The sequence below is a fragment of the Neisseria sp. HMSC069H12 genome, from assembly GCF_001812735.1.
GTDB classification, from domain to species: domain Bacteria; phylum Pseudomonadota; class Gammaproteobacteria; order Burkholderiales; family Neisseriaceae; genus Neisseria; species Neisseria subflava.
In genome coordinates this window covers 47,838-62,208 of record NZ_KV810244.1, presented here as the reverse complement: position 1 = coordinate 62,208, position 14,371 = coordinate 47,838, and the positions used below count along the sequence as shown (strand labels likewise).

Genomic DNA, 14,371 nt, shown 5'->3' with positions numbered 1-14,371 from the left:
GAAAGGATAAATTATGATTCAGTCTTCCGATATTACCCTTACTTTTGAAGAAATCGTTGCCGCCAGCCGCTGCCGTCGTGATTGGCTGTTGGAACTTATAGCAGAAGACATCATCAGTATCGATGGTGCGCCCGAAAAAAGCACCTTCAGTGGTTTTCATCTTGCCCGCATCCGTCGCGCACAACGCTTAAGCCGTGATTTTGAGGCCGGCATTCCCGCATTGGGGCTGATTATGCGGCTGTTAGACGAGGTAGAAGAACTCAGAAAAATACAGCGTCCGCTGGTACTACTCGAAGAAGAGTAAATATCGACAAGTTGTTCGATTAAATATTGATGACAAGAAAAAGTTTTTGATGTTTATTGATATTCTATAATGAAAGGCCGTCTGAAAATATTTTCAGACGGCCTTTTTATGCCTTCATTAACAACAGCGTCCGCCGTTGCCGCCGCAACGGCGTTTGCGGCAGTAGTCTTGAAATTGCAGCTCAGTCATGACCGGCGCGTTGGGATTATGTCTGCGCTGGCGGGCAACGTAGTTTTCATAATCTGGAACACCGGCCATCAAGTTTGCTGTCAGCTTGATGGTTTTCCACCAAGATGCAAGCTTATGCTTCATTCTGAGCCTCCGGCTGTTTACCGTCGCGGTACACTGCTGGAATTTCTTTAGCAGTTGGCCAGCCGACTTTGCGGGCTTTCATGGCAGTATGGAAACCGTATACGGCGACAATCACGACAACTGCCAGGAACAAAGCGGTCAGACCGGCATTGATTTGGTCGTTGAAGATGATTTGTGACATTTCGCCAATGTCTTTAGCTGGAGCAAGGACTTTGCCTGAAGCCAAGGCATCGCGGTATTTGCCTGCGTGAGCCAAGAAGCTGACGCGTGGGTCGCTGTGGAACAGTTTTTGCAAACCGGCATAGCAGGTCACAAACAATACGCCGAAAGCAGGAACTAAGGTTACCCAAACATAGCGGTCGCGTTTCATTTTCACCAATACAACGGTACACATGATCAACGCTACGCCTGCAAGCATTTGGTTGGCGATACCGAACAACGGCCAGAGCGAGTTGATACCACCCAGAGGGTCGGTTACGCCGGTATAGAGGAAGTAACCCCACAATGCCACAGCCAAGAATGTTGCAACCAAGTTGGCAGGGATAGAGTCGGTGTTACCGAATGGTTTGTAGAAGATACTGCCCAAGTCTTGGATCATGAAACGGGCAACGCGTGTACCGGCGTCAACCGCGGTCAAGATGAACAAGGCTTCAAACAACAAGGCAAAGTGATACCAGAATGCCATCATGGCTTCGCCCGGAATCAGACGGCTCATGATGTGTGCCATACCGACTGCGAGGGTTGGCGCGCCGCCTGCACGAGACAGAATGGTGTTTTCGCCCACTTCTTTAGCAGTGTGCAACAGGGTTGCGGCATCAACAGGGAAGTTCAGTTTAGTGGTGATGACTTCGGCAGCAGTATTGGCATCTGTACCAATCAGCGCGGCCGGGCTGTTCATCGCGAAGTACACGCCTGGATCAAGCGAAGTGGCGGCAGCCAGAGCCATAATGGCCACAAAGCTTTCCATAATCATGCCACCGTAGCCGATCATGCGGACGTGGGTTTCGTTTTCCACCATTTTTGGCGTGGTACCTGAAGAAATCAGCGCATGGAAGCCTGAAACCGCACCACACGCAATGGTAATGAACAAGAATGGGAACAATGCACCGGAGAATACCGGACCTGAACCATCGATGAAGTGGGTAACTGCAGGCATTTGCAGCGTTGGGTTAACAATAACGATACCCAAAGCCAAAGCTGCAATCGTACCGATTTTCAGGAAGGTAGACAGATAATCGCGTGGAGTCAACAAGAGCCAAACCGGCAATACGGAAGCCACGAAACCGTAAATCATAATCGCCCAAGTCAGCTGAATGCCGTCAAGGTCGAACCAGTGACCAAAGGAGCTGTGGGCAACATCTTCACCGTAAATCACGGCCAACATCAACAAAATAAAGCCGACGATGGAAATCTCGCCAATTTTGCCCGGACGGATATAACGGGTGTAGATACCCATAAACAAGGCAATCGGCATAGTCGCTGCTATGGTGAACGTACCCCAAGGGCTGTGAACCAATGCTTTCACAACGATCAGCGCCAACACCGCCATGATGATGACCATAATCATCAAAATACCGATGGATGCAATCACGCCGGGAACGGTACCGAGTTCTTGTTTCACGATATCGCCCAAAGACTTACCGTCACGGCGCATAGAAACAAACAGTACCATCATGTCCTGTACGGCACCGGCAAATACCACGCCGAAAATAATCCACAAAGTACCGGGCAGATAACCCATTTGCGCTGCCAATACAGGACCAACCAGAGGGCCTGCGCCGGCAATAGCGGCAAAGTGGTGACCGAACAGTACGCCTTTATGTGTGGGCACATAGTCCAAGCCGTCATTGTGGCGTTCTGCTGGAGTCAGACGGTTAGGATCAAGCTGCATCACACGATTGGCAATGTAAAGACTGTAAAAACGGTAGGCAATGCAGTACACCGAAATGGCGGCCGTAACCATCCAAATCGCACTGACTTGCTCGCCACGGCTGAGAGCTAAAGTAGTAAAGGAGGCCAAGCCTACCAAAACCACAATGCCCCAGATCAAAAATGATTTGAGCGATTTCATTGATTTATCCTTAAAACGTGATGCACAAAGGCTTGCTTTAGCGACAAACTGCCTTAATGCGCTTCAGAAAGACCAATCATTATAGTCTTCATGATTTCAGAGTGAAATGTCATTTCAACCCAAATTCGACTGAAAACAAAATGATTAGTTCGTCCGTAAGATTAACACAAACAGACAATACACCCTTTAGTTTTTACTTTAGAACTAAAAATTTCTTAACATATCGCAAGTGAAAGGCCGTCTGAAAACCCAAATCTTCAGTTTTCAGACGGCCTGACAAACGGTCAATGCTATAATCCGACATTCCCATTTCTCTATATTGCCATACCATGCAAAACAACGATTCCGAAACCATGCGCCTCTCCAAACGCATGGCACAATTAGGTTTATGCTCGCGCCGCGAGGCAGACAGCTACATCGAGCAAGGCTGGGTCAAAGTCAACGGCCAAACCGCTGTACTCGGTCAAAAAGTCACTGAGCGCGACCGCATCGACCTCAACAAACAAGCCCATGAAAAACAAGCCGCACGCGTAACCATCCTGCTGAACAAACCCGTCGGCTACGTCAGCGCGCAGGCAGAAAAAGGCTATAAATCCGCTGCCGAACTCATTACCGCCGACAACCATTGGGAAGGCGACGACAGCCGTATCCCTTTCAGCGAAAAGCACAAATTCGGCTTAGCCCCTGCCGGCCGCCTGGATATCGACTCCGTCGGATTATTGGTACTCACTCAGGACGGCCGCATTGCCAAACAACTGATTGGCGAAAACAGCAGCAGCGAAAAAGAATACCTCGTCCGCGTCCGCGGCAAACTGGACGACAAAGGCCTCGCCCTGCTCAACCACGGCTTGAGTTTGGACGGAGAAAAATTGCGCCCCGCCAAAGTCGAATGGCAAAACGAAGACCAGTTACGCTTTATTTTACGACAAGGCAAAAAACGCCAAATCCGCCGCATGTGCGAACTGGTCGGCCTGCGTGTCGTTGGTTTGAAACGCATCCGCATGGGCAAGGTCAAACTCGGCAGACTGCCGCCGGGCAAATGGCGTTATTTACGCGCTGACGAATCGTTTTAATTGCAGATAACAAAAAGGCCGTCTGAAAACACATTTCAGACGGCCTGATCTTTTACTGCTTACTCAATATAAGTAAACTTCGCACGTTTGATATTGCAGAGGATTTCGTACGGAATCATACCGGCAACTTCAGAAACTTCATTGATATTAATCACATCGCCCCAAAGCTCGACTTCCGCGCCCAAGCCCTCTTTCGAGGCTTCCAGCTCAACCGTAATCATATCCATAGATACCCTGCCGATAATACGGCTGCGTTTGCCATCCACCGCCACAGGGGAATTAGTGGAAGCGCGACGCGGATAACCGTCGGCATAGCCGCAGGCAATCAAACCGACACGGGTAGATTTGCTGGTGTAGAACGTTGCACCGTAACCAATCGGAGAATGCGGCTGCAACACACGCTCGCCAAAAACGCGGGAAGTCAGACGCATAACAGGTTTCAAACGCTCATCCACGCCGCCGAAAGGCGAAATACCATATAAGGCCAGACCGGCACGTCCCCAATCGCGCCGCGCTTCAGGCACGTTCAAAATCGCGGCGGAATTGGCCAAACTCTCTTCGCCTTCCAAACCTTCACATGCCAAATCAAACGCTTCAAGCTGCATTTCGGTCATGCCGTTTTCCAGCTCGTCCGCGCAGGCAAAATGGCTGAATTTCACAATGTTTTCAACCGATTCAGATTGTTTCAATGCTGTATAGGCAGCAGCATAGTTATGCGGAAAGAAACCGGCACGGTGCATACCCGAGTCCATTTTCAGCCATACGGTTGTCGGACGTTGCCACTCATGATGTACAAACGCCTCCAGCTGCCATTGGCTGCCGATTGCCGGCCACAAATCATAACGGTCAACATCCGCATACTCGGCAGCATCAAACACGCCTTCCAACAAAACAATCGGGTTTTTAATGCCGTTTTGACGCAATTCCACGCCTTCATCTACCGTTGCCACCGCAAAGCCGTCGGCAATATCCGCCAACGCGTGTGCGCATCTGACCGCGCCATGCCCGTAAGCATCGGCCTTAATCACAGCCAACAATTTATTGCCGTGCAACTCTTTGAGAAAACGATAATTTTGACGTAAATTATCCAAACGGATTTGCGCATTGAGCGGACGCATAATGTATTCCTCTTATCGGCATTCCGATTCAAACGGCCTGCCCTATTACTTTGAAGCAAATATTATAGGTCAAAAACTACACAGGATTCCATGAAATACACAAGAATAATCTATTCATAATTTAGGCCTCATGCGCGCCTTTAGGCATTTATGCTTCTTCTCAACCTGTTTTAAGGTTATGATTCAATCCAAATGAAAACGACAGACATCAAGGCCATGAAAGAACTCGACAAAACCGACTTAAAAATTCTCAAGCTCCTACAACAAAATGCACGTATCCCCATGACCGAATTGGCTGAAAAAGTCGGCCTCTCTACCACGCCGGTAACCGAACGCGTCCGCCGCTTGGAACGCGACAACCTTATTACCGGCTATCACGCCCATCTGAATCCCCATGCTTTAGGTCAAAGCCTCTTGGTCTTTGTCGAGCTGAAACTGCGCTCCAAATCCGGCAATATTTTTGAAGACTTCAAACGCGAAGTGCTGAAGATTCCGCAAATTCTAGAATGCCACTTGGTCTCCGGCGAATACGACTACCTTATCAAAGTCCGCCTGCCCAATATGTCCGCCTATCGCGATATGCTCGGCAATATCCTGCTGCAACTGCCGGCTGCAGCCGAAAGCCGCAGCTATGTTGTCATGGAAGAAGTCAAAGAAGAAGTGGTATTAGATATCTAATTCTATTCAACAAACAGAGGCCGCCTGAAAGATTACAACATTCAGACGGCCTTTATTTTAAATAGGCAAAAAAAATGCACACATTCGACAGAATGCGTGCCAAGTCTACAAAGGAGAAATAGAGGAGAAACTATTAACTGACTACTCGAACCAGCTAACGAAACGAATTATGCAACAAGATATTCAACCGCGCAAGTATTTTTCTTGTAAAGTTTCTTAATTGTTCGATTTACAAATTTTAAATGTAATCATATTTCAATACAGATAAAAAAATGCGCATATCGTTTCGATATGCGCCAAGTCTACAAAGGAGAAATAGAGGAGAAAAATCAAGCTGCATCAAGCAACTCAACGGCGCGAATTATCCTAGCCTTCTACCCCCCTGTCAACTGTTTTCCTATCTATTTTCAAGTATTTTGCCAAAAAACAACAAATCCGCTATTCCCCTCTTTTTCTTGCTATTTTCGCCCATATATAAGAAAAATTTAGGGCCGTCTGAAACTTATATTGCCACTCAAGATAAACGGCTCCATACTCACACATTCATCGTCCATATCAACCCAAGCCAAAGACCATGACCGCCCCACTCTCCCTTGCCGTTGTCGGCCATACCAACACAGGCAAAACCTCGCTCTTACGTACACTTTTGCGCGACAGTACCTTCGGCGAAGTGAAAAACGCGCCATCCACCACGCGCCATGTCGAAGAAGCCCTTATCAACGACGGCGACGACAGCTTGGTTTACCTCTACGACACCCCCGGCCTTGAAGATGCCGGCGGCGTGTTGGACTGGCTGGAAACCCATACATCCGCACGCGATGACGGCATTGAGCGCATCCAGCAGTTCCTCAGCAATCATGAGGCGCATCACGAGTTCAACCAAGAAGCCAAAGTGCTGCGCCAAGTCATGCAAAGCGATATGGCCATTTACGTTATCGATGCGCGGGAACCCGTCCTCGACAAATACAAAGACGAACTAACCATTTTGTCATGGTGCGCCAAGCCCATCATGCCCGTGTTCAACTTCACCCAAAATCAAGACCTGACCGCTTGGACCAATATGCTCGCCCGTCGAACCCTGCATGTTTACGCCGGTTTCGATACCGTTGCCTTCGACTTTGAAGGCGAAATCCGATTGTGGGACAACCTTGCCACCATGTTACCTAAGCGCGACATCCTCGACCGCCTCATCAATATGCGCCGTCGCGAGTGGCAACGGCTGGATATGGAAGCGCGCCGTGAAATTGCCGATTTTCTGCTGGATGCCGCCGCATTCACCCAAGAAATTGCCGAAAACGACGACCCAGCCCCGACTTTGGAAGCCATGCAATCGGAAATCCGCCAACTCGAGCGGCAAATGCAACAACGCCTGTTCACACTTTACCGCTTCTATCACGACGAAGTCGGCAGCGACAGCACATGGATGCCCAAAGCCTTCAAACAAGATCCGTTTGACAGCGAGTTGCTCAAACATTACGGCATCCGTACCGGTACCGGCGCAACCGCAGGCGCACTCATCGGCCTAGGTTTGGATATTGCCACGCTTGGCGGCTCGCTTGGTTTGGGTACCGCTATCGGCGGACTATTGGGCGGTATTTTGCCCAATGCCCAAGACATCACCGACAAAATCAACGGTCGACAAACCCTGCATATCGATCCGGAAACCCTTACCCTACTTGCTGCACGCGCACTGGATTTGTTGCACGTCTTGCAAACGCGCGGCCATGCGGCTCAATCGCATATCGAGCTAAACGAACGTAAAGCGCCCTGGAATGCGGCCAAATTGCCAAGCGAACTCAACAAAGCGCGCAGCAACCGCAAATGGTCTTCGCTCAACACACACCAGCCCGAAGCCAGCCGTAACGGACGCGCAGCCTATGTCGCCACTTTAAGCGAGAAATTAAAAACTTAGAATTACCATATAACAAAAGGCCGTCTGAAACCCAAATGTTTCAGACGGCCTTTTAATCTTAGCAGGCAAATACTTATTCGGCAGCTTTGGTTTCGCGTTTCAAACCGCCACCAAGTGCTTTATACAAGTCGGCAAGATTTTCCAAACGGGTCAGCTGATTAGCCAAAAGAGCAGTTTCTGCACTGTAATTGCTACGCTCGGCATCCAGCAAATCCAATGCGCTGGATACACCATGTTTGTAGCGCAGGCTGATGAGGCGCAGGCTATCGTTGTAGGCACGGCTTTGTTTGCTCAAAGCGTTATAGCTTTTATCCAGCTGTTCGCGTGCAACCAACGCATTGGAAACGTCTTTAAATACAGATTGAACAGCGGCTTCATAAGCAACGATTTGTGCCTGTTGGCGCAGTTTGGCTACGTCAAGATTGGCTTTGTTTGTGCCCCAGTCAAAGATAGGCAGGGTAATGGACGGTGCAAAAGCCCAAATACCCGTGCCGCTCTTAAACAGGCCGCTCAACTCGCCGGAAGCTGTACCGACCGAACCGGTCAGGCTGATGCGTGGGAAAAACGCCGCACGAGCCGCGCCGATATTGGCATTGGCTTGTTTGAGCGCATGTTCGGCTGCACGGATATCCGGACGGTTGAGCAACACGTCCGAACTCAAACCGGCAGGCAGTTTGGTCATTTTGAACTGCTTGCTCAAAGGCAGACCGGCAGGTAAGTCTTCGGGCAAAGGTTGATTAATCAACATAGCCAAAGAATTGCGTGCTTGCTCGCGGTTTTTCACTGCAGATGCGTAATCGGCTTTGGCCGATTCGATCAGCGCTTCCTGTTGGCGCAAATCAACGGCGGAAATCACGCCGGCCTTATGGCGTAATTGCGAGAGCTTGTAAGTCGCTTCACGGGTTTGCAACACACGTTGTGCCAATGCCATGGTTTCTTCCGCGTAGCGTTCATTAAAGTAGGCTTTGGCAACGGTAGAAATCAAGGTCAGATGGGCGGCATCGCGGTTTGCGGCCACATTGAAATAACCTTGCAACGCGGCTTCACTGGTACTGCGGACACGTCCGAAGAGGTCAAGCTCATAAGAGGCTGCACCCAAACCCACGCTGTATTGGCTGCTGACGCTGCCGCCGCTCAAGCTGCCTTGACGCGAACCTGTACCGCTGGCATTAACGGTTGGCAACAAATTATTACGCGCAATCATGTATTGCTTGCGGTAGATTTCCGCATTCAGCGCGGCTGTACGCAAATCGGTATTGCGTTCCAATGCGATGCTGATTAGACGGTGAAGGCGCGGATCAGCAAAGTAATCTTGCCAACCCAATTCGGCGGCACGGATACCGTCGTCAACTGTGTCGTATTTAAACGTATCGGCCACAGCAACTTGGGGCTGCTCATATTTCGGCATCATGGTACAGGCCGACAAAGCCACGGCGGCGGCAACGGCGGTCAGTACAGGTTTGAATGTAATCTTCTTCATTTTAGAATCCTTTAGCATTTTGAGGCCGTCTGAAAAGTTTTCAGACGGCCTTTGCTTTAGTGCTTGTCTGAATCGTGTTTACCGTCTTCAATCATGCCTGCTTCAGCGGCGTGTTTGGCGGCCATCTCATGCTCATGTGCAGTTTCTTTAAAGAATTTGCGCACAACCACATAGAACAAAGGCACAAGGAATACAGACAGAATCGTACCGATCAACATACCCCAGAACACGGTCGTACCAATCGCACGTTGGCTGGCGGAGCTGGCACCGCTGGCAACATAGAGCGGTACCACGCCCAAGATGAAGGCGAACGAAGTCATGATAATCGGACGGAAACGCAGGTGTGCGGCGGCAAGCGCAGCTTCAAGCGCGCTCTTGCCTTGCGCTTGCAGGTCTTTGGCAAACTCGATAATCAAAATCGCGTTTTTCGCACTCAAACCCATCACCGTAACGAAACCGACTTGGAAGTAGATATCGTTGGCGTATGCCGGAATACTGCCCAGCAGCGCTTCAAACATGTTGCGGCCGGTCACGCCCAATGCCGCGCCAATCAAGCCCAACGGAATCACAAGGATAACCGCCAACGGGATAGACCAGCTTTCGTACAAAGCAGCCAATACCAAGAATACAGCGGCAGCGGCCAATGCGTACAACACGACAGTTTGCGAGCTGCCTTTGGCCTCTTCACGAGACTGACCGCCCCATTCCAGACTGTAACCGCCGCCCATTTCATCAACCATTTGCTGTACCGCAGCCATGGCCTGACCGGAAGATACGCCATTAACAGGCGAGCCGGAAAGCTCCATTGCCGGATAACCATTGAAGCGGACGCTTTGTTCCATACCGTTTTCCCAAGAAACAGTAGCAATGGTAGAAAGCGGTACGGCAACACCGGATTTGTTCGGCACGGTCAGGTTCAGAATATCGGCAGGCTGCATACGGGCACTCGCATCAGCCTGTACCATCACCCGTTGCAGACGGCCTTGATTCGGGAAGTCGTTTACATAAGACGAACCCAAAGAAGAAGCCAAAGCAGTACGGATGTCAGAGAACGAAATACCTTGTGCGGCGGCTGCGGAACGATTGATGTCGATTTTCAACTGCGGCGCATCTTCCAAACCGCTCGCACGAACGGTACTTGGGTTAAACAAACCGCTTTTGCGCATTTTGTCAATCAACTCATCACGCTTGTCCAACAATGCGGCATGGCCGCTGTTGTTACGGTCTTGCAGATAAATCGTCAAGCCGGAGCCTGTACCCAATTCCATAATGGCTGGAGGCACAATCGCCAAACCGAAACCGTCTTTCAGCGTAGCCATCATCATGCCGGTCAACTTACCGGAAATAGAAGTTGCATCGCTGCCCGGAGCAGTACGTTCGCTCCAGTCTTTCAGAATAACAAAGCCCAAAGCCATGTTTTGACCGGAGCCTGAAAAACTGAAGCCGGAAACGGTAATAATGTTCTCAATCTCAGGTATAGATTTTGCCAGCTGAGTGATTTGAGCCAAAGTTGCATCGGTACGCTCTTTGGTTGCACCGGCAGGCAACTGCACGCTCAACATCAAGTTACCTTGGTCTTCAGACGGCAAGAAGGAAGTCGGCAGACGCATAAACAGGAATACGCCCACAACAGTCAAACCAATATAGACAACCATCATGCGCAAAGTCTTGCGCAAGACTTTGGCAACCCAGCCTTCGTAGCCGTGTGTCCAGTTGTCGAATTTTTTGTTAAACCAACCGAAGAAACCTTTTTTCTCTTCGTGATGACCCTTCTGAATCGGTTTGAGCATGGTGGCACACAATGCCGGAGTCAGCGTCAAGGCAAGGAATGCGGAGAAGCCGATCGATGCCGCCATAGTCAGGGCAAACTGTTTGTAAATGTTACCGGTTGCACCGCTAAACATTGCCAGCGGCACAAATACGGACATCAACACGGCAGTAATACCGATCACCGCACCGGAAATCTGCCCCATCGCTTTTTTGGTTGCAGCCTTAGGCGACAGACCTTCGCTCGCCATAATACGCTCAACGTTTTCAACGACCACAATCGCGTCATCGACCACAATACCGATCACCAATACCATCGCAAACATGGTCAATACGTTAATCGACATACCCATGTATGAGATAAAGGCAAAACCGCCCAACAGGGAAATCGGTACAACAATGGTCGGAATCAACGTATAGCGGATGTTTTGCAGGAAGAGATACATCACCAAGAATACCAATACGATGGCTTCCAGAAGCGTATGGATCACTTTCTCAATAGAAATATCCACGAATTTGGAAGTATCGTAAGGAATTTTCCAGCTCATGCCGTCTGGAAAATACTTCTGCAAAACCGCCATTTTTTCTTTCACGGCAGTCGCCGTTGCCAAAGCGTTACCGCTGTTAGACAACATCACTGCCATACCGGTGGTATTCACACCGTTCAAGCGGGTGGAAGAAGAATAGTCCTGCATACCCAAGCTGACTTTGGCAACGTCTTTCAGATAGACATTAGAACCATCTGTATTGGATACCAAAATGATGTTGCCGAACTCTTCAGCCGTACTCAACTGACCTTGCGCTGTAACGGTTGCCGAAATGGTCTGTCCCGGCATAGCAGGCAGAGAACCGATAGAGCCCGCTGAAATTTGAATATTTTGTGTCGCAAGCGCATTGGTTACCGTTGCAAAAGACAGGTTGTAGTTTTGCAGTTTTTTCGGGTCAACCCAAATACGCATAGCGCGTTGCGCACCAAACAATCGAACCTGACCTACGCCGTCGATGCGTTGCAATTCAGGTACGATATTGCGTTGCGCGTAGTCATTCATCTCTTCAGTGGATTGCTTTTCAGAGGAAAGCATGACCACTTGCAAGAAGTTGGAACGCGCCTTAGATACGGTTACACCATATTGTTGTACGGTAGAGGGCAATGTGGACAATACTTCAGACAGTTTGTTCTGTACGTCTACTTGTGCCAAATCTTCATTGGTTTCCGGTGTAAACGTCAGACTGACGCTGCCGCTGCCACTGGAGTTGGCAGAAGTCGTCATATAGTCCAAACCTTCCACACCGTACATATTACGTTCAATAACGGCCAGCACGCTGTCTTCCATTACCTGAGCAGAAGCGCCCGGATAAGTAGCGGTCAAAGTAATGGTCGGCGCTGCAACGGACGGATATTGGGAAATCGGCAGTTTTTGAATGCCGAAAATACCCGCTGCGATGATAAAAATCGCAATAACCCATGCAAAAATGGGGCGGTCAATAAAAAACTTAGACATTCACGCGTTCCTTATTTGGCTTCAGATGCAGCTTTAGCTTCAGGCTTGGCCTCGGATGCAGCCTTGCCGTCTGAAACTGCCGGTGTTGCTGCCGCAGCGTTTGCAGGCGGCGTCCATTCTTTCGGCGTTACCTTTTTAGCACCCGACATAGCGGCAATGCTGATGCCTTCAACAATCACTTTGTCTCCGTCTTTCAGACCGTCTGTAATAATCCAGTTGGTACCTTGCTGTTGGGCTACGGTTACGACACGCGCTTCCATTTCGCTCTTGTCATTTACCACCATCACCGTATCTTGCGAACCGCGGGTAACTGCTTGTTGCGGCACTACAAATGCATTATCCACTGCCACTTGTTCCATCAACACGCGTACATACAAGCCCGGCATCAAGATATTTCTGTCGTTAGGAATGGCGGCGCGCAAAGTAATTTGACCGGTCGTTTCGTTGACAGTCGGATCTGCAAACAGCAGACGGCCTTTTTCAGGGTAAACCGTACCGTCGTCAAATTTGATATCCACTGCAATCGCGCCGTTTGCCGCCAACAATTTGCCTTCGGCAACCTGTTGACGCAGTTTCATGACCTCACTCGCAGACTGGGTAACGTTGACATACATCGGATTGGTTTGTTGAATGGTGGCCAAAACAGTGGTATCGCCGGAATTCAGCAGCGTACCTTCAGAAACTTTAGATTGACCGATGAAGCCGGAAATCGGCGCAGTAATGCGGGAGCGGCTCAGGCTGATACCGGCAGATTTGATGGCTGCTTGAGCGGATTTGACGCCTGCTTCTGCTGAGCGCTTGGCCGTTACGGCCGCATCATATTCTTGTTGGCTGATGGCATCGGCGGCAACCAGCGGTTTGTAGCGGGCCAGGTCGGCATTCGCTTTGGCCAAAGTAGCTTGCGCACTCGCCAACTGGGCGCGTGCGCTTTCTAAATTTGCTTCATAAGTTGAGCTGTCGATTTGGTACAAAGGTTGACCGGCTTGCACATAGCTGCCCTCTTGGAACAGGCGTTTTTGCAGAATACCGCCGACTTGGGCGCGAACTTCGGCAGTACGCAATGATTCCAGACGGCCCGGCAACTCGGTTGTCAATGCAACGGTTTCCGGATGCACAGTGACCACGCGGACTTCAGGCGCAGGTTGTTTTTGCTGTTGCTGACTGCCTTGCGCCTGTTGGCCGGCTGCTTTTTCATCGCCTTTGCCGCAAGCGGAAAGCGCCAACGCAGTAGCTGCTGCAATTGCCGCGACACGCATCATTTTAGAAGCATAAAGAGCCATAATTTTCCTATCTCTATGATAAATAAGGGTTTGACTAATTAAAAATTGATTACTTTAATCTCATATTTCACAAGCAGAAATTGCCTGTTTTATGAAAAACAGGCTGATTATATAGTGTTGAGAAACACTATCAAGTACTAAATTAAATTATACATACATTCTTGCATGTTCAGAAGTAATTTTTTATAATCCGCACCATAAATTTACATTTCCTATAAAAAAACCATGAGAAGAACCAAAACCGAAGCCTTAAAAACCAAAGAATATCTCATGCTTGCCGCATTAGATACGTTTTATCAGAAAGGCATTGCCCGCACTTCGCTCAACGAAATCGCCCAAGCCGCAGGCGTAACGCGCGGCGCGCTGTATTGGCATTTCAAAAACAAAGAAGATTTGTTTGACGCTTTGTTCCAACGGATTTGCGACGACATCGAAAGTTGCATAAAGGAGGATTCAAACAACAATAACGAACAGGCTTGGTCAAGCTTCCGACTGACCCTGACCCGTTTTTTCGAGCGACTGCAACACAACGAGCTTCACTATAAATTCCACAGCATTTTGTTTTTAAAATGCGAACACACCGAGCAAAACGAGGCTGTCATTGCCATCGCTAAAAAACACCAAGCGCTATGGCGTGAAAAAATCGTTGCCGTCCTGACTGATGCGGTACAACAAAAAGCGTTGGCGGATAATTTAGATACCGATATGGCGGTCATCTTCATCAAGTCTTCATTAGACGGCTTGATTTGGCGCTGGCTTTCTTCCGGTCAAGGCTTCGATTTGGCGCAAACTGCTCCCCGCATGATTGAAATCATCATTGATACATTGGAAAACCATCCGCAATTAAGAAAACAATCATAAACATCAAAAATAA

11 protein-coding genes are annotated in these 14,371 nt (G+C 49.3%); 5 read left to right on the top strand and 6 right to left on the bottom strand.

The window, feature by feature from the left end; translation table 11 throughout:
- Nucleotides 1-13 precede the first annotated feature (13 nt).
- Entirely contained in the window at nucleotides 14-304 is a 291-nt protein-coding gene (locus tag HMPREF2872_RS01965; RefSeq protein ID WP_003685006.1) for a chaperone modulator CbpM, read from the top strand.
- A gap of 117 nt (nucleotides 305-421) precedes the next feature.
- On the opposite strand, the gene HMPREF2872_RS01960 is transcribed toward HMPREF2872_RS01965, so the two are convergent.
- Complete coding sequence (locus HMPREF2872_RS01960; RefSeq protein ID WP_036493904.1) at nucleotides 422-616, bottom strand: YbdD/YjiX family protein; 195 nt, start codon at nucleotides 614-616, stop codon at nucleotides 422-424.
- Nucleotides 606-2,687, bottom strand: a complete 2,082-nt coding sequence (locus tag HMPREF2872_RS01955) for a carbon starvation CstA family protein (RefSeq protein ID WP_070630818.1) — start codon at nucleotides 2,685-2,687, stop codon at nucleotides 606-608. The genes HMPREF2872_RS01960 and HMPREF2872_RS01955 overlap by 11 nt, the downstream gene beginning before the upstream one ends.
- 329 nt (nucleotides 2,688-3,016) lie before the next feature.
- Between HMPREF2872_RS01955 and HMPREF2872_RS01950 the strand changes: the two genes are divergently transcribed.
- Nucleotides 3,017-3,760, top strand: coding sequence for a pseudouridine synthase (locus HMPREF2872_RS01950; protein ID WP_036493902.1), 744 nt, complete (start codon nucleotides 3,017-3,019; stop codon nucleotides 3,758-3,760).
- Nucleotides 3,761-3,819: 59 nt separating this feature from the next.
- Here HMPREF2872_RS01950 and alr read toward each other — a convergent pair whose 3' ends face one another.
- Complete coding sequence (alr, locus tag HMPREF2872_RS01945; protein WP_070630816.1) at nucleotides 3,820-4,878, bottom strand: alanine racemase; 1,059 nt, start codon at nucleotides 4,876-4,878, stop codon at nucleotides 3,820-3,822.
- Nucleotides 4,879-5,094: 216 nt separating this feature from the next.
- Here alr and HMPREF2872_RS01940 point away from each other — a divergent pair, with 216 nt between their 5' ends.
- Together HMPREF2872_RS01940 and HMPREF2872_RS01935 are read left to right on the top strand one after the other, a co-directional pair.
- Complete coding sequence (locus tag HMPREF2872_RS01940; protein ID WP_003747450.1) at nucleotides 5,095-5,556, top strand: winged helix-turn-helix transcriptional regulator; 462 nt, start codon at nucleotides 5,095-5,097, stop codon at nucleotides 5,554-5,556.
- A gap of 574 nt (nucleotides 5,557-6,130) precedes the next feature.
- Nucleotides 6,131-7,468 (top strand): GTPase/DUF3482 domain-containing protein, encoded by a 1,338-nt coding sequence (locus tag HMPREF2872_RS01935; protein WP_070630814.1) that lies wholly within the window; start codon nucleotides 6,131-6,133, stop codon nucleotides 7,466-7,468.
- Between the two features lie 73 nt (nucleotides 7,469-7,541).
- Here HMPREF2872_RS01935 and HMPREF2872_RS01930 read toward each other — a convergent pair whose 3' ends face one another.
- The 3 genes from HMPREF2872_RS01930 to HMPREF2872_RS01920 are packed head-to-tail and all read right to left on the bottom strand — an operon-like array spanning nucleotide 7,542 to nucleotide 13,497.
- A complete protein-coding gene (locus tag HMPREF2872_RS01930) occupies nucleotides 7,542-8,948 on the bottom strand; it encodes an efflux transporter outer membrane subunit (protein WP_141752830.1) in 1,407 nt (468 codons plus the stop codon).
- Between the two features lie 56 nt (nucleotides 8,949-9,004).
- Entirely contained in the window at nucleotides 9,005-12,217 is a 3,213-nt protein-coding gene (locus tag HMPREF2872_RS01925; RefSeq protein ID WP_070630810.1) for an efflux RND transporter permease subunit, read from the bottom strand.
- A gap of 11 nt (nucleotides 12,218-12,228) precedes the next feature.
- Nucleotides 12,229-13,497: an efflux RND transporter periplasmic adaptor subunit gene (locus tag HMPREF2872_RS01920; protein ID WP_070630808.1), complete on the bottom strand. Its 1,269-nt coding sequence runs from the start codon at nucleotides 13,495-13,497 to the stop codon at nucleotides 12,229-12,231.
- A 225-nt stretch (nucleotides 13,498-13,722) separates the two neighbouring features.
- Here HMPREF2872_RS01920 and HMPREF2872_RS01915 point away from each other — a divergent pair, with 225 nt between their 5' ends.
- Nucleotides 13,723-14,358 (top strand): multidrug efflux system transcriptional repressor MtrR, encoded by a 636-nt coding sequence (locus HMPREF2872_RS01915; protein WP_070630806.1) that lies wholly within the window; start codon nucleotides 13,723-13,725, stop codon nucleotides 14,356-14,358.
- The last annotated feature ends 13 nt before the right edge of the window (nucleotides 14,359-14,371 follow it).